Source organism: Streptomyces sp. NPDC091289 (assembly GCF_044757365.1).
GTDB lineage: Bacteria > Actinomycetota > Actinomycetes > Streptomycetales > Streptomycetaceae > Streptomyces.
The window spans coordinates 84,514-100,119 of sequence record NZ_JBIVUT010000023.1; the positions used below are offsets into that span (position 1 = coordinate 84,514).

General features: G+C 70.9%; 14 protein-coding genes and 1 other RNA gene. 1 reads left to right on the forward strand and 14 read right to left on the reverse strand.

The features are described from left to right. Positions 1 to 20 precede the first annotated feature (20 nt). From ACIQPT_RS28345 to ftsE, 10 genes are all read right to left on the reverse strand, one after another. Entirely contained in the window at positions 21 to 1,094 is a 1,074-nt protein-coding gene (locus ACIQPT_RS28345; RefSeq protein ID WP_401159849.1) for a FecCD family ABC transporter permease, read from the reverse strand. Continuing rightward, positions 1,091 to 2,164 (reverse strand): FecCD family ABC transporter permease, encoded by a 1,074-nt coding sequence (locus tag ACIQPT_RS28350; RefSeq protein WP_401159851.1) that lies wholly within the window; start codon positions 2,162 to 2,164, stop codon positions 1,091 to 1,093. Before ACIQPT_RS28350 ends, ACIQPT_RS28345 begins: the two co-directional genes overlap by 4 nt. Further along, positions 2,161 to 3,042 (reverse strand): siderophore-interacting protein, encoded by an 882-nt coding sequence (locus tag ACIQPT_RS28355; RefSeq protein ID WP_401159853.1) that lies wholly within the window; start codon positions 3,040 to 3,042, stop codon positions 2,161 to 2,163. The genes ACIQPT_RS28350 and ACIQPT_RS28355 overlap by 4 nt, the downstream gene beginning before the upstream one ends. After that, complete coding sequence (locus tag ACIQPT_RS28360; protein ID WP_401159855.1) at positions 3,039 to 4,070, reverse strand: ABC transporter substrate-binding protein; 1,032 nt, start codon at positions 4,068 to 4,070, stop codon at positions 3,039 to 3,041. The genes ACIQPT_RS28355 and ACIQPT_RS28360 overlap by 4 nt, the downstream gene beginning before the upstream one ends. Positions 4,071 to 4,210: 140 nt before the next feature. Continuing rightward, a complete protein-coding gene (locus ACIQPT_RS28365) occupies positions 4,211 to 5,080 on the reverse strand; it encodes an AraC family transcriptional regulator (RefSeq protein WP_401159857.1) in 870 nt (289 codons plus the stop codon). Between the two features lie 113 nt (positions 5,081 to 5,193). Continuing rightward, positions 5,194 to 5,581: a transfer-messenger RNA gene (ssrA, locus tag ACIQPT_RS28370) on the reverse strand. 96 nt (positions 5,582 to 5,677) lie between these two features. Continuing rightward, a complete protein-coding gene (gene smpB / locus ACIQPT_RS28375) occupies positions 5,678 to 6,166 on the reverse strand; it encodes an SsrA-binding protein SmpB (RefSeq protein ID WP_381145779.1) in 489 nt (162 codons plus the stop codon). Between the two features lie 18 nt (positions 6,167 to 6,184). After that, on the reverse strand, positions 6,185 to 7,372 hold the full coding sequence (locus tag ACIQPT_RS28380) for a S41 family peptidase (protein WP_401159859.1): 1,188 nt from the start codon (positions 7,370 to 7,372) through the stop codon (positions 6,185 to 6,187). Between the two features lie 68 nt (positions 7,373 to 7,440). After that, the gene (ftsX, locus tag ACIQPT_RS28385) at positions 7,441 to 8,358 is read right to left on the reverse strand and encodes a permease-like cell division protein FtsX (protein ID WP_401159861.1); all 918 of its coding nucleotides are present in this window, start codon (positions 8,356 to 8,358) and stop codon (positions 7,441 to 7,443) included. Between the two features lie 54 nt (positions 8,359 to 8,412). Beyond that, complete coding sequence (gene ftsE, locus ACIQPT_RS28390) at positions 8,413 to 9,102, reverse strand: cell division ATP-binding protein FtsE (protein WP_003968787.1); 690 nt, start codon at positions 9,100 to 9,102, stop codon at positions 8,413 to 8,415. Positions 9,103 to 9,362: 260 nt separating this feature from the next. Here ftsE and ACIQPT_RS28395 point away from each other — a divergent pair, with 260 nt between their 5' ends. Continuing rightward, positions 9,363 to 9,563: a hypothetical protein gene (locus tag ACIQPT_RS28395; protein WP_401159863.1), complete on the forward strand. Its 201-nt coding sequence runs from the start codon at positions 9,363 to 9,365 to the stop codon at positions 9,561 to 9,563. A 234-nt stretch (positions 9,564 to 9,797) separates the two neighbouring features. On the opposite strand, the gene ACIQPT_RS28400 is transcribed toward ACIQPT_RS28395, so the two are convergent. The 4 genes from ACIQPT_RS28400 to ACIQPT_RS28415 form a co-directional block, all read right to left on the reverse strand. After that, positions 9,798 to 10,685, reverse strand: a complete 888-nt coding sequence (locus ACIQPT_RS28400; RefSeq protein WP_401159865.1) for an LPXTG cell wall anchor domain-containing protein — start codon at positions 10,683 to 10,685, stop codon at positions 9,798 to 9,800. Positions 10,686 to 11,025: 340 nt separating this feature from the next. Beyond that, the gene (prfB, locus tag ACIQPT_RS28405) at positions 11,026 to 12,132 is read right to left on the reverse strand and encodes a peptide chain release factor 2 (protein WP_030589137.1); all 1,107 of its coding nucleotides are present in this window, start codon (positions 12,130 to 12,132) and stop codon (positions 11,026 to 11,028) included. A gap of 70 nt (positions 12,133 to 12,202) precedes the next feature. Further along, positions 12,203 to 13,453 carry a serine/threonine-protein kinase gene (locus tag ACIQPT_RS28410; protein ID WP_401159867.1) on the reverse strand — a complete coding sequence of 417 codons (1,251 nt, stop codon included), beginning with the start codon at positions 13,451 to 13,453 and terminating at the stop codon, positions 12,203 to 12,205. 170 nt (positions 13,454 to 13,623) lie between these two features. Continuing rightward, a complete protein-coding gene (locus ACIQPT_RS28415) occupies positions 13,624 to 15,318 on the reverse strand; it encodes a serine/threonine-protein kinase (protein WP_401159869.1) in 1,695 nt (564 codons plus the stop codon). Between the last annotated feature and the right edge of the window lie 288 nt (positions 15,319 to 15,606).

The window sequence follows — 15,606 nt, forward strand, 5'->3', positions numbered from 1 at the left end:
GTCTCTCTCGGTGGAAGGGCTCATGTCCGGCGGGCTTCCCGGACGAGCAGCCAGACGAAGTACAGGCCGCCGATCGACACGGTCACGATCCCGACGGGCAGTTGGACGGGGGCGAACAGCCGCTGCCCCACCAGATCGGCGAGCACCAGCAGGAACGCGCCGAGCACCGCGGATGGCCCCAGGGCCACCGAGGAGGAGCGGGTAATCCGGCGGGCGATCTGCGGGGCGACCAGCGCGATGAAGGCGATCGGCCCGGCCGCCGCGGTGACCAGGGCGATCAGCGCGACGCCGAGCACCACGAGGACGAGCCGCACCGCCTCCGTACGGGTGCCCAGCGCGGCGGCCGCGTCGTCGCCGAGCTCCAGCCGGCGCAGGGCCGGACCGCAGGCCAGGGCGGGCGGGATCAGCAGTACGAGGAGGGCGAGGACGGGCCACAGCTGGTCGTGGCCCAGGCTGTTGAGGGTGCCCGCGCCCCAGACGGCGGAGAGCATGGCGTCCTGGATGTCCGCCCGGAGCACCAGCCAGGTGTTGAACGCCCCGAGCATGGCGGAGACCGCGATGCCGACGATGATCAGCCGGAACCCCTGGGCGGCGCCCCGGCGGTAGGCGAGGACGAAGACCACGAACGCCGTGAGGATTCCGCCCGTCAGCGATCCGGCGGCCACCTGGTGGTAGCCGCCGCCGGTCAGCAGCATCACGACGAGCGCCCCGGTGTACGAGCCGGAGGAGAAGCCGATGATGTCGGGCGAGCCCAGCGGGTTACGGGTGACCGACTGGAAGATCGCCCCGGAGACCGCGAGGGCCGCGCCGAGCAGCACCGCGAGCAGGACCCGGGGCAGCCGCCATTCGACGACGACCGTACGGGTGCCCGCCGGTCCCTCGCCGAGCAGCGCCCGTACGACGTCGGGGAGCGGGATCTCGTACGTCCCGTAGGCCAGGGTGACCACCACGACGGCGAGGGTGAGCAGCAGGAACACCGCGCAGGCGACGGCGGTGCGCACGTCCAGGCGCAGCGACCAGCGGGGGCCGCGGGTGACGAGGGTGGGCCGCCCGAAGTCGACCTTGTGGAGCACGGGTGCGGGGGTCGGGCTCACAGGCCGCTCACCTTCTTGCGGCGGACGAGCAGGATCAGGACGGGCGCGCCGACGAACGCGGTGACGATGCCCGCCTGAAGCTCCTGCGGGGACAGCACGACCCGGCCGATGACGTCGGCGACGATCAGCAGCAGGGGCGAGCAGACGGCGGTGTACGGGATGATCCAGCGCTGGTCGGGTCCGATGAACCAGCGGGCCACGTGCGGGACCATCAGCCCGACGAAGCCGATCGGTCCGGCGGCGGCGGTGGCGGCCCCGGCGAGCAGGGTCACGGCGAGGATCACCAGCAGCCGGGTGCGGACGATGTTCGCGCCGAGGGACTGCGCGAGGTCGTCGCCGAGCGCGACCGCGTTGAGCGGGCGGGCCGCGAGCAGGGCGAGCAGCAGCCCCGCCCCGATGAAGGGCAGGACGGTGGACAGAATGTCCCAGTCCCGCCCGGCGAGCGAACCGGCGGACCAGCCCACCAGTTTCACGAAGGCGTCCGGCTTGAGCAGCGTGATCGCCGAGGAGATCCCGGCGAGGACCGCGCCGATCGCGACGCCGACCAGCGTCAGCCGGACCGGGGTGCCGCCGCCCTGCCCGGCCGAGCCGATGACGTACACGAGGGCGGTGACGAGGATCGCCCCGGCGAACGAGAGCCACAGGTAGGCGGTGATCGAGGAGAGGCCGAGGAAGCCGACCCCGATCGTCACGGCGAACCCGGCGCCCGCGTTGACCCCGAGGATCCCGGGGTCGGCCAGCGGGTTGCGGGTCAGCGCCTGGATGATCGCGCCGGAGACTCCGAGGGCCGCCCCCACCGTGAGCGCGAGCAGGGCGCGCGGCACCCGCAGTTCGCGCACGATGAAGGCGTGCTCGGAGCCGTCGGGCGCGGTCAGGGCGTGCCAGACGTCCGGCAGCGGTACGGGCTTGGCGCCGACGGCCAGGCTCGCCGCGAGCACCAGGGCGAGGACGGCCAGCGCGAGGAGCAGCCCGAGGGCCCGCCCGGCGTTGGTGTGGACGAGCCCGGGGCGCGCCTCGCGCCCGGCGGCCCCGGCCCGTACCGCGACCGGGGCGGCGGCGGTGGTCGTCATAGCCCGAGCCGCTCCAGCCCCGCCTCGTACAGGTCGAGGCGGAGTTCCTCGTCCTCGGTGCGGTCCCAGACGCCGTTGAGCTCGGCCATGGTCGCGGCGTCGAGGGCCTGGTACTTCTCCAGCCACTCCTCCTGCTGGTGACGCCAGTAGCCGATGACCTTGTACCAGGCGGCGGGGTGCTTCAGCTCGTGGCGCAGATAGCGGCGGGCGCCGCGCAGTTCGCCGGACTCGCCGGCCACCCAGACGTAGGTACCGGGCGCGAGGTCGAGGCCGCGCAGGATCTCAGTGATGGCGCTGGGGCCGACGCCGTTGCCCCGGCCGGCCACCCAGCGCACGTCCAGGCGGGCGGGGCTGGTGAGTTCGATGCGGTGGGAGGCGTCGGCGATCTCGACGACGGCGACGGCGTGGGTGGCCGGGTCGAGCTGCTCCAGGAGGCGGCCGAGGGCGGGCAGCCCGGTGGCGTCGGTGACGAAGACCTGGCGGGCGGCTTCGCCCGGGGCCTCGTACAGGGAGCGCGGCGGGCCGAAGAGGAGCCGGTCGCCGGGGGCGGCCTTCGCCGCCCAGCTGGTGGCGCGGCCGTGCCCGTGCAGCACGAAGTCGATGTCGACCTCGGCGGCTTCCGGGTCGAAGCGGCGCAGGGTGTAGGGCTGGATGTGCGGGTACTGCCCGTCGGGGTAGTGCCAGTCGCCGTCCGCGTCGACCTCGGGCAGCACCAATGCGCCGTCCTCGGGCGGGAAGTGCAGCCGGACGTACTCGTCGCCGATCCGGGTCGAAGGGTAGGCGCGCAGGCTCTCGCTGTGGAGGGTGAGGCGGACCATGCCGGGCGACAGGGGCGTCACGCGGGTGACTTCGGCGACGACGGGGGCGGTGGTGCTCATGAGCGGGCCTTCTCACTGATCTGGGCGAGGACGCCGTCCAGCGCGTCCAGGCTCTCGGTGCCCCACTCGAAGGAGGAGACGACGGAGGCCGGGATGTTGCGGAAGACCATGCCGTTCTTCACGGCGGGGAGGTTCTTCCACACGGTGTTCTTCGCGAGCGTCTTGTCGACGAAGTCCCCTGCCCCGTACGCGTAGGCGATGATGTCGGCGTTGTCGAGCTTGCCGATCTGCTCCAGCGAGAGCCACTCGCTGACGGAGCCCTCCTCGCCCTTGTGCTCGCCCTCGGTGAAGGGGCGGAACTTCGCTCCCACCGCGTCCCACGCGGGCACGTAGAAGTGCCCGGCGGGGTAGGTGCCCCAGGTCGTCCGGTCCTGGCCGTGGCCGAGGACCGCGAACGTGTTGTCCTTGAGGACGTCCGCGTACTTCGTCTTCAGCTCGTCGGCCCGCTTCTCGAAGACGTCGGCCTGCTTCTTGATCTCGGCGGACTTGCCGATGGCGGCCCCGATCATCAGGGTCCGCTCCTTCCACGCGCCGACGCCCGCCGCGTCGAGCTGGACGACGGGGGCGATGCCCTGGAGCCGCTTCAGCTCGCCCTTCTTCAGGAAGCGCGTCTCGGCGAAGATCAGGTCGGGGTTCTGCTGGGCGACGGCCTCGATGTTGAGCTCGTAGTACAGCCCGATGGTGGGGGTGCCCTTGAGGGCGTCGTGGTAGCGCTTGGGGCGCAGGTCCGGGTCGTCGCTGTCGAACCCTTCGACGACGCCGACGGGCTTGATGCCCAGGTCGACGAGGGTGGCGGGCGAGTAGAAGTCGACGGAGACGATCCGCTTCGGCTCGGCGGGGACCTCGACCTTGCCGGCGATGTCGGTGACCGTGCGGGTGGCGGACCCCTCGTCCGCGCCGGCCCCCTTCGCGTCCGTGCCGCTCGCGGAACAGGAGCTGACGCCCAGCACGGCGACGAGGCTCGCGGCGGCCACGGCGAGCAGGCGTCTGCGGGACGGCGGGGCGGCGGAGGTACGGGGGCGTGTCATCGGACTCCTTCAGGAACCCCTGTCCGACGGCCGGGACATGGCCGGAACGGACTGGTTAGGGCAGGCTTACCTAAGGAAGTTACCTCAGTTCCCATGAGGGTATGACGACACGCTGTTCCGGTTTCACGACACACACCCGTTCACAGCCTCGGCTCGGTCACCCCGTTCACCGAGCGGAAGTACGCGGCGGGCGTATGGCCGGTGACCTGCCGGAAGAGATCGATGAACGTACTGGGATTGGCATAGCCCAGCCGCCGCGAGACGGCCACGACCGGCCTGCCCGCCGCGATGTCGATCAGCGCCGAACGGACACGGACGAGAATGCGCCACTGCGTCAGGCTCACCCCGGTGTCCCGCTGGAACCAGCGCATCAACGTCCGGCCGCTGAGCCCGATCACCCGGGCCCACTCCTCCGTCGTCCGGTCGTCGGCCGGATCCGCGATGATCCGCTCCGCGATCGTGAGCAGCTCCGGCATCTTCGGCAGCGGAATATCGAGCGAGACGGCCCGGACCGGCCGGATCAGATCCACCCCGACCCGCTGGAGCCGCAGCCGGGCATCGGTGGACATCTCCTCGTTCTGGTTGTGCAGCAGCAGCTCCCGCAGCAGCCGGCCCATGGGGATGCCCACGACGGTCGCCCAGTCGACGGTCACCAGCTCAGGGCTGAGGAACGTGGCGTACGTGACGGCTCCCGCGCTCGCCCGGACCCGGTGCGGGGTGCCGGCCGGCAGCCAGATCCCGAGACTCGGCGGCACCAGCCACAGCTGCCCGGCGGCCTCCACGGTGACATTGCCCGTGGTGGACCAGAGCAACTCGTGCTCCCGGTGCGCGGTCGTCGCCCACTCGGTGGGCTCGGCCGTGGGGAAGGTCCCGGTCGTCAGCAGCCAGCGCTCCCCGACCTTGGGCTCATCCGTCTCCACGGACGCGGTCCACTCGTCCCGCTCCAGGGTGGGGGCACCCCAGAGCCGCACGGCGGAGCCCTCCCCGGAGGCCTGTCGTCTTACCGTCATAACGCGTCAAGATACCTGCTTGTGTCCCATGCACCCGCGCGCGACGACAGGCCCGGACACGGAAAAAGCCTCCGCCCCGCGAGTGAACTCGCGGGGCGGAGGCTTACATGGGGTGGTGGAGATGGCGGGAATCGAACCCGCGTCCAACGGTGCGGAACCAGGGCTTCTCCGAGTGCAGTTCGCTGCGCTTTTCTCGGCCCCGGAGGTCACGCGAACAAGCCTCCGACAGGCCCAGCCACTGTTTGATTTCCTTCTCGGCCCCGTGGCCGGGCCGAGAAGTTTAGATCCCTAGTTGATGCCAGGATCCGGGTCGGGATCACCCCCGGGCTGACACTCCGCAGAGTCTTCGCTTAGCTGCTAATTAGGCAGCGAGGGCGAAGGCGGAGGAATCGCGCTTGGAATTGGCGATTATTGTTTGCGACATATGGTTTACGAGATCATTGCCGCTTCCTCGACTCGCTTCCCCTGCTTCGACATCCGCTGTCGAAACCGATCATCCCCATGTTGATTTCTCAAAACGCGCACCTTCGCTGAGGTGCACGGCCCATCGTACGTGACCAACGCCGGACGATGCCACCGTATTCCCCTTGGGCGGCCTCAGGCGCTGCGCTGCCGCCGACGGGCCGCCGAGATGGCGCGGTTCGTCTCCCGCGTGTCCTGCTTCTCGCGGAGCGTCTGGCGCTTGTCGTACTCCTTCTTGCCCTTCGCGAGCGCGATCTCGACCTTGACCCGGCCGTCCTTGAAGTACAGCGCGAGCGGCACGATCGTGTGACCGCTCTCCTGCGACTTGGACTCCAGCTTGTCGATCTCGGCCCGGTGCAGCAGCAGCTTGCGCTTCCGCTTGGCCGCGTGGTTGGTCCAGGTGCCCTGGACGTACTCGGGTACGTGGATGTTGTGGAGCCAGGCCTCGTGGTCGTCGATCTGGATGAAGCCGTCGACCAGGGAGGCCCGTCCCATGCGCAGGGACTTGACCTCCGTGCCCATGAGCACGAGGCCGCACTCGTAGGTGTCGAGGATCGTGTAGTCGTGCCGCGCCTTCTTGTTCTGCGCGATCATCTTGCGCCCGGTGTCTTTTTCCTTCGCCATAGTGCGGTCATTTTCGCACTACGACCCACCCCCGAGGCCACTCAATACTGTCTCGGCCCGCTGCTGGGCCCTCTCCCGCACCACGAGGTCGGGGGTGATGCCCTTGCCGTCGACGGTACGGCCCGCCGGAGTGCGGTAGTGGCCGACGGTCAGCTCGGCCACCGAACCGCCCGGAAGCCTGCTGGGCATCTGCACGGAGCCCTTGCCGAAGGTGGGCGATCCGACGGTGACCGCGCGGCCCCGGTCCTGGAGGGCGCCGGTCAGCAGCTCGGCGGCGCTCATCGTGCCGCCGTCGACCAGGACGACGACCGGCCGGTCCGTGTCACCACCCGGATCGGCGTACAGGGCCTGCTGCTCCCCGCGTACGTCGTACGTGGCGACCAGCCCGCCGTCCAGGAAGGCGGAGGCGGCGACGACGGCCTCGGTGACGAGCCCGCCGGAGTTGGCGCGCAGGTCGAGGAGCACCCCGGCCCCTTCGGGCGCGGTGCGGACCGCGTCCCGGACGTCGGCACCCGCCCCCTTGGTGAACGCGGTGACCTTGATCAGGACCGCCGACGAGGGCTCGGCCCCCAGCCGCCGTACGGTGACCGCCTCGGTGGTCAGCCGGGCCCGCTCCAGCGTCTCCGTCCAGCTCCGGCCCTCCCGGACCAGACCGAGCTCCACCCGGCTGCCCTCGGCCGCTCCCGTACCGTCGCCGCGCAGTAACGCGACGACCTCCGCGACGGGGCGCTTGCCGACCGCGCGGCCGTCCAGGGTGCGCAGCAGGTCACCGGCGCGGATACCGGCCCGGTCGGCGGGACCGCCGGCCTGCACGCGGGACACGGAGACATCGCCGTGGTCGGTGCGCCGGGCGGAGAGCCCGACGCCGGTGTAGGAGCCGTCCAGTGCCTGCTCGAACTCCTCGTACTCCCGCTCGTCGTACACCGCGCCCCAGCGGTCCCCGCTGCGGCTGACGACCTCCTCGGCGGCGGCCTTCACGGACTTCCCGTCGGCCTCGGCCTGGGCGGCGGCGTCCTCGATCTCCTCGCGGTCCACCGGGGCGACGGTGGAGGAGACGGCACGGGTCCGCGTCCCGGTCCCGGGACCGGGGTCCTGCGGCAGCGAACCGGTCGCGGCGGCGGTGGCGAGAGCACACCCGAAGACCAATGTCAGGGCCGCCCCGCGGCAAGGGCCGCGGAGCCCGAAGCGGTGCGCAGAGCCCGACATGGCGACGAGTCTAGGACAAGCCTCCTGGGGCGCACGGGCACTCGCCCGTGCGCCCCAGGAGGCGTATGTCATACCTTCAGATACTTGCGCAGCGCGAAGAGAGCGGCGATCGCCGGCATCAGCAGACCGATCGCGAGCACCAGCGGAAGTTTGGTGAGGACCGCGTCCCAGCCGATGAAGTTGATCAGGTTCAGCTTCTCCTGGAGCGCGAGGCCGCCGTCGATCAGGAAGTACCGGCCGCCGAGCAGCATCGCGCAGGCCAGCACGCCGCCGATCAGGCCGGCGACGGCCGCCTCCATGATGAAGGGGGCCTGGATGTAGAAGCCGGAGGCCCCCACGAGGCGCATGATGCCCGTTTCACGTCTCCGGCTGAACGCGGAGACGCGCACGGTGTTGACGATCAGGATCAGCGCGATGACCAGCATCAGGATCATCACGTAGACCGCGACGGCGTTCATACCGTTCATCAGCTCGAAGAGCTGGTCCAGGATGGACCGCTGGTCCTGGACGGACTGCACCCCGTCCCGCCCGGCGAAGGCCGTGGCGACGACCTTGTACTTCTGCGGGTCGTCCAGCTTGACCCGGTAGGACTCCTGCATCTGGTCGGGCGTGATGTTGCCCGCCATCGGGGAGTCGCCGAACTGTTCCTGGTAGTGCTTGTACGCCTCGTCGACCGTCTCGAAGTGGACCGTCTCGACGGCGTCCATCTTCTCCAGGTCGACCTTGATCTGTTCCTTCTGCTCCTTGGTGACAGCCCCCTTGGCGCACTTGGGCATGTCCTTGGCGTCGTTCTTGTTGCAGAGGAAGATCGAGACGTTGACCTTGTCGTACCAGTAGTCCTTCATCGTGCTGACCTGCTCGCGCATCAGCAGCGCACCGCCGAACAGGGCGAGCGAGAGGGCGACGGAGACCACGACCGCGAAGGTCATCGTGAGGTTGCGGCGGAGACCGACGCCGATCTCCGACAGGACGAACTGGGCGCGCATGGCGTCCTTTCAGTACTCGATGCTCGAAATGCACGAGGGGCCGGAGCCCCTCGGTCAGTGCTGGTAGCCGTAGACGCCGCGTGCCTGGTCGCGTACGAGACGGCCCTGCTCGAGCTCGATGACGCGCTTGCGCATCTGGTCGACGATGTTCTGGTCGTGGGTCGCCATGATCACGGTGGTGCCGGTCCGGTTGATCCGGTCCAGCAGCTTCATGATGCCGACCGAGGTCTGCGGGTCGAGGTTGCCGGTCGGCTCGTCCGCGATCAGCAGCATGGGGCGGTTCACGAAGGCGCGGGCGATGGCCACACGCTGCTGCTCACCACCGGAGAGCTCACCGGGCATCCGCTCCTCCTTGCCGCCGAGGCCGACGAGGTCGAGGACCTGGGGCACGGCCTTGCGGATCTCGCCGCGGGGCTTGCCGATGACCTCCTGCGCGAAGGCCACGTTCTCCGCGACCGTCTTGTTGGGCAGCAGGCGGAAGTCCTGGAAGACCGTCCCCAACTGGCGGCGCATCTGCGGCACCTTCCAGTTGGACAGCCGCGCGAGGTCCTTGCCGAGCACATGGACCATGCCCGTGCTGGCGCGCTCCTCACGCAGGATCAGTCGCATGAAGGTCGACTTGCCGGAGCCGGAGGACCCCACCAGGAAGACGAACTCACCCTTCTCGATGTCCAGCGAGACATCGCGCAGAGCCGGTCGGGTCTGCTTCGGGTAGGTCTTGGAGACGTTGTCGAATCGGATCACGGATGCACCACGGTCGGCCGGGAGTAGGTGAGCGTGACCATACGCGAACCGGGCTCACGCGTGCAGGCGGCGTCCGGCAATGGGCGTTTTATGGCGGATCAGCCCCCGGAACGAAACGGGGCGTGCCGGACCTTGTCCGGCAGGCCGCGCCGAAATCGCCGCGAGCTGGCACAGTGGTGGGGGGAACGGTTGTGTTTCCGTGAGCGTTGTGCGGAGAGAACGCAAGCAAGCGGCTCCGCCGCGCGGGAGGAGGAATGCGCATGACCTATGACCGACTGGTGTGCGCGAACTGCGCGTCCCCCGTCAGCGAGGGCCGCTGCCGTGTCTGCCGTGCCGTGCGGCAGCAGATGCTGGAGGAGCAGGGCCAGGGCCCGCTGGCCGGGATGAGCCCGGTCATGCTGATCGGCCTGATGGTGGTGCTGCTGACCGCGCTCGCGCTGCTGGCGCACCAAGCGGCCTGATCGGGCCCGCACCGCCCGCACGGCCCCTGGGGCCGCCCCTCATCGCCCCGTCGAGGGCTGACAGACGTATGCGTACGGCCGCCTGAGCGGTTCGGGCGCGCAGAAGGGCCCGGGAGGCGTCGTACGCCCTCCCGGGCCCTTCGTCATGCTGTGCCGTTCCGTGTACGGGGCCGTGTACGGACCTGACCTGCGCCCTCTACGCGCCGGTACGGTCCATCACGGTCCGCTACGGAACTAGGCGACCGTGCGACCGCCGACGAGGCGCGGCAGGATACGGAAGCCGATGCCGCCCGCGATCATCGTCGCGGCACCGATGACCAGGAAGGTCGTCTCGGCCGCACCGGTCTCGGCGAGCTCTTCCTTGCCCTTGCTCTGCTCGACCGGCTTGTTGCCGACGCTGTCGGTGTCGGTGTTGTCGGTGCACTCGGCGCCGTCGAGGTCGACGGTGCAGGTGCCGGCGTCGTCGCCACCGGTGGTGGAGCCACCGGTCGCGGAGCCGCCACCGGTGGTGCCGGTGGAGCCGCCGGAGGTGCTGGTCCCGCCCTGGTCGCCGCCGCCGTTGTTGCCGGAGCCGCCGTTGTTGCCGGAACCGCCGTTGTTGCCCGAGCCACCGTTGTTGCCCGAGCCGCCGTTGTTGCCGGAGCCGCCCTGGTCGCCACCTTCAACGGCGCCTTCGACGCCACCCTGGTCGCCACCTTCAACGGCGCCTTCGACGCCACCCTGGTCGCCACCCTCGACGGCACCTTCAACGCCGCCCTGGTCGCCACCCTCGACAGCACCTTCAACGGCACCCTCGACACCGCCCTGGTCGCCACCCTCGACAGCACCTTCAACGGCACCCTCGACGCCACCCTGGTCGGCACCGTCGACGGCACCTTCAACGGCACCCTCGACGCCACCCTGGTCGGCACCGTCAACGGCGCCCTCGACCGCACCTTCGACGGTGCCGTCGGTGGTGCCCTCGGTGTCGTTCTCGCCCAGCTGCACCTGGACGTCGGCGACGCCGGTGTCGACGCCGATCTCCAGCGCCTGCGCCGCACCGGCCGCAGTCAGCGAGGCACCCGCGGCGATAACCGCACCAGCGGCGATCCGCGCGACGCGAATACGCGTCTTCTTCGTCATGTGTTGCTACCCCCAGTAGCCGATCTCGTCATTGGAGCAGCCATATGCGGGCCGTGGGCCCTGCGGGGAATCGCTCTCGGCAAGGCCACGTCGTGTCGTGGTCACCCCGCCAGCCCCCCGGTTCACACCCGTCCCAGACATACGCATGCTGCTCTAGCACCCTGGCCAGAGTTAAGGATTACGTCAAGGCCGTTCCGTGCACTAGGCACCGATATGGGGGTTCTTGACGGCTAATCGGAAGCGCGACTGTGACGCATCGGGCACAGATCCTCCGCAACACACGCAACGCAGACGGGCCCGGACAGTTGCCTGTCCGGGCCCAACCTCCGTACCGCCGAGGCTACTTCTCGCGCTGCTTGCGCCAGCGGATGCCCGCTTCGACGAAGCCGTCGATCTCGCCGTTGAAGACCGCTTCGGGGTTGCCCATCTCGAACTCCGTACGCAGGTCCTTGACCATCTGGTACGGGTGCAGGACGTACGAACGCATCTGGTTGCCCCAGGAGTTGCCGCCGTCGCCCTTGAGCGCGTTCATCTTGGCCTGCTCCTCCTGGCGGCGGCGCTCGAGGAGCTTCGCCTGGAGGACGTTCATCGCGGACGCCTTGTTCTGGATCTGCGAGCGCTCGTTCTGGCAGGAGACGACGATGCCGGTGGGCAGGTGGGTCAGACGGACCGCGGAGTCCGTGGTGTTGACGCCCTGTCCGCCGGGGCCCGAGGAGCGGTACACGTCCACGCGCAGCTCGGACTCGTCGATCTCGATGTGGTCGGTCTGCTCGACGACCGGGAGCACCTCGACGCCCGCGAAGGACGTCTGGCGGCGGCCCTGGTTGTCGAAGGGCGAGATCCGGACCAGACGGTGGGTGCCCTGCTCGACGGAGAGCGTGCCGTAGGCGTACGGGACCTGGACGGCGAAGGTGGTCGACTTGATGCCGGCCTCTTCGGCGTAGGCGGTCTCGTAGACCTCGGTCTTGTAGTTGTGCCGCTCGGCCCAGCGGATGTACATGCGCTGGAGCTTCTCCGCGAAGTCCGCGGCGTCGACGCCGCCGGCCTCGGCCCGGATGGTCACCAGGGCCTCGCGCGCGTCGTACTCGCCGGAGAGGAGCGTGCGGACCTCCATCTCGTCCAGCGCCTTCTTCACCGACTCCAGCTCGGTCTCGGCCTCCGCCTGGGCGTCGGCGTCGGCCTCGTCGGCGGCGAGCTCGAAGAGGACTTCGAGGTCGTCGATGCGGCCGCGCAGGGTCTCGGCCTTGCGGACCTCGGCCTGGAGGTGGGAAAGCTTGCTGGTGATCTTCTGGGCCGCCTCCGGGTCGTCCCACAGGGACGGCGCCGCTGCCTGCTCCTCGAGCGCGGCGATGTCCGCCCTCAGCGCATCCAGGTCCAGGACGGCCTCGATCGACCCCATGGTCGAGGAGAGGGACTTCAGCTCTTCGGAAATATCGACGACTGCCACGGGTCCAGCGTAACGGCTGGGCGGATGAAGCTTGCCCTCCCCCGGGAACCGGACCGGGGAAAGGGCTCGCTCACGGGGTGGCCGGGGCCGAGTTCTCGCTGTCCTGGGGGGCCTGGTCCCCGTCGCCGCCGCCCGTGGCCAGCCAGCCGCCGACCGCGACGGCCGCGCAGAGGACGAGGGCGGCGGCGCCGAGGGTGATGCGGCGCTTGCGGACGGCGGCCGCCTTGTTGCGGGCGGAGCCGGGCCGGGGCCGGCCCGGGGCGCGGGGGGCGCGGGCCGTCCCGAGCGGGCCGCCCGCCAGCTCGTCCGGGGCCGGGACGCGCATGCTCGTATGCGTGTCCCGGTTGGAGTCGGGGGCGGAGCCGGGCACCAGCGGGACCGCCCCGCGGCGGCGGGGTTCCTCGGTGGCCGGGGTGTACTGCTGCTCGTCGTAGGCGACGGGTGGCTGCGGGTCGCTCTCCTCGGCGTCCGGCTCGTCCACCTCCAGCGGCGGGATGCCCGCCAGCAGGGGCAGCAGGTCGCGCAGCCGTACGGCGAGCTCGGAGGCGCGCAGCCGGGAGGCGGGGGCCTTGGCCAGGCACTGGACCAGGAGCTGCCAGAGCTCCTCGGGGATGCCGGGGAGCGGGACGACGGTCTCGGTGACGTGCCGGCGCAGGACCGCACCGGGATGGCCGCCGCCGAAGGGCGTGAATCCGGCGAGCAGCTCGTAGAGGACGGTCGCCAGGGCGTAGATGTCGACGGCGGCGCGCGGCGGGAGGCCCTCGACGATCTCGGGGGCCAGGTAGTCCGGCGTACCGATGATCTTCGTGGCCTTGGTGCGGCGCGGGGTGTCGATCAGCTTGGCGACGCCGAAGTCGGTGAGCAGGGCGGGGTGGGCGCCGCCGGGGCCGAGCGGGCCCTCCATGTCGAGCAGGATGTTCTCCGGCTTGACGTCCCGGTGGACCACCTGGGCCTTGTGCGCGGCGGCCAGCCCGTCGGCGACGTCCGCGATGATCGCGACGGCGGCCTCGGGGGCGAGGCGGCGCTCGCGGTCCAGGCGGGTGCGCAGGTCGGTGCCGCGTACGAGCGTCATGACCAGGGCCAGGTCGTTGCCGTCCACGACGAGGTCCCGGACGGCGACCACGTGCGGGTGGTCGAGTCCGAGCAGGGCGGTGCGCTCCTGCACGAAGCGGCCCACGAGCTCCTGGTCGGACGCGAGGTCCTCACGGAGCAGCTTGATGGCGACCGGGCCGTCGGGCCCTTCGCCGAGCCATACCGTGCCGGCGCTGCCGCGCCCCAGGATCTGGTGGGCCGTGTACCGGCTGCCGATATTCCGTGCCAAGACTGCTCCCTCAGCGGCTGGCGGTGGACCCCCGGCCGACAAAGTTACGCGGCGTTCGGGGTGTCACGTGCCCTGGATGGCACCGACCTTCACTTCTCCGGGCCAAATAGGCCCGGAGAAGTCGACAAAGGGACAGCGTTACGGGTCGGGCGTCGGCCGGCCGTCGCGGATCAGGCCCCGCCCGAGCCGCCGATGGTGTCGCCGACCTTGGAGATCCAGCCGGAGACCGTGCCGAACGCGTCGCCGATCGCTTCCCAGTAGCCCTTGCCCTCGGCGACCCAGTCCTGGAGCGGGGTCAGTTCCCAGATGAGCCAGCCGGCGATGACCAGGAGCACCACGGTGAACAGGCAGCCCTTGAGGCAGCCGAGTCCGGGGATGCGCATCGGGTTGGCTCCGCGCTGCCTCGGCGGACGCGGCTCGCGCGGCGGGCGCGCGGCCGGCTGCTGGGGCTGCTGCGGCTGCGGCTGCGGGGGCACGTACTGCTGCCGCTGGGGCTGCTGCGGCTGCTGGTAGCGCTGCGGCTGTTGCTGCTGCTGGTGTTGCTGCTGCGGCGGGTACTGCTGGTGCTGCGGGGCCGGCTGGCGGCGCTGGGGCGGCTGCTGCTGGTGCTGCGGCGGCCCCTGGCGCTGCGGGCGGCGGCGCAGCGGGTCCTGGCTCGGGTCGAGGTACTGGACCTGGGTCTGCTCGTTGCGGTCGCGGGCCGCCTGGAGCTGCGACTGCCAGGGGTGCGGGCCGTCCGGCTGCGGCGGCCCGTCGGGGTGCTGCGGAACGGGCGGCATGACGGCGGTCGGGTCGGCGTGACCGCCGCCGGGGCCCTGGCCCGGGCCGCTCTGGCCTCCGGGGCCGGTCTGCGGGAGCACGCTGGTCGCGGCGGCCGGGTCGTAGGAGCCCGCGTTGCTCGGCAGCACCTGCGTGGGGTCGGCCGCGCCCGGGGTCTCCGGGACGGCCGCGGGCGCCGGGTCGGGGGCGAGCAGGGCGCCCACCCCGTCGGCGGCGGCGATCTGGGCGGAGTTCGCGTGGACGCCGATGCCCGAGGCGACCGTACGCAGACCGCGGGCCAGGTTCTCGGCGCTGGGCCGCCGGTCCGGGTCCTTGCTCAGGCAACGCTCTATGACCGTCCACAGCGGGGCCGGGACGGTGGAGGGGCGGCGGGGCTCCTCGCTGAGGTGCCGGTGCAGGACTTCGAGGGCGGTGCCCCCGGCGAACGGCGGGCGGCCGGTGACCAGCTCGTACAGCAGGATGCCCGCGCCGTAGATGTCGACGGCGGAGGTCTGCGGGCGGCCCTCGGCGGACTCCGGCGCCACGTAGGCGGGGGTGCCGACGAACTCGTGGGTCCGGGTCAGGCCCGGGGAGTCGGCCAGCCGCGCGATGCCGAAGTCGGTGAGCATCGGGTGCATCTGGCCGTCGCGCTCGTCGAGCAGCACGTTGGCGGGCTTGAGGTCACGGTGGACGACGCCGTCGGCGTGGCTGGCGGCGAGCGCGTCCGCGATCTGCGCGGTGAGCAGCGCGGCGGCGACCGGGGTGAGCGGGCCGTTCTCGCGGAGGTAGCGGTGCAGGTCGGGGCCGTCGATCAGGTCCATCACCAGGGCGAGGAGATCGCCCTCGACGACGAGGTCCCGGGTGCGCACGATGTTCGGGTGGGTGAGCCGCAGCAGGACGGAGCGCTCCCGCAGGAACCGCATCACGACATCGGCGTCGTTGGCCAGCTCCTCCTTGAGGACCTTGATGGCCACGGTCTCGCCGGGCTGACCCGCGACGGCTGCCTCGGCGCCCGCGGTCTCCCGCTGGCGGGCTCGCCAGACGGTGCCCGTGGCGCCGCGTCCGAGCGGCTCCTCGAGCAGGTACTTGCTGCCTACCGGCCGCACGTCATGCGCTCCCTGCTGATCGTGGTGCTTTGCGGTCCCCCAGAGGGTGCCCGAATGTTCCGGCCCACTGTAATGCCGCCGAACGGGGCACCGGGGGCTCATGTTCCGGGGGAAGACGCGCAGAGCGGGCAGAAGGTTGCCGCACGGCCGCCCAAGGGCCGGTCAGACGTTCGACCATGGGTGCGGGGTTTCCGCCCGGCAGGCGGCGGACAGCCGCCCGGGCGCCCCTCCGAGCGTCGGGATCCGGACGCAAGCAGGCACTTTTGCGCCCACAGCCGACCATTCAAG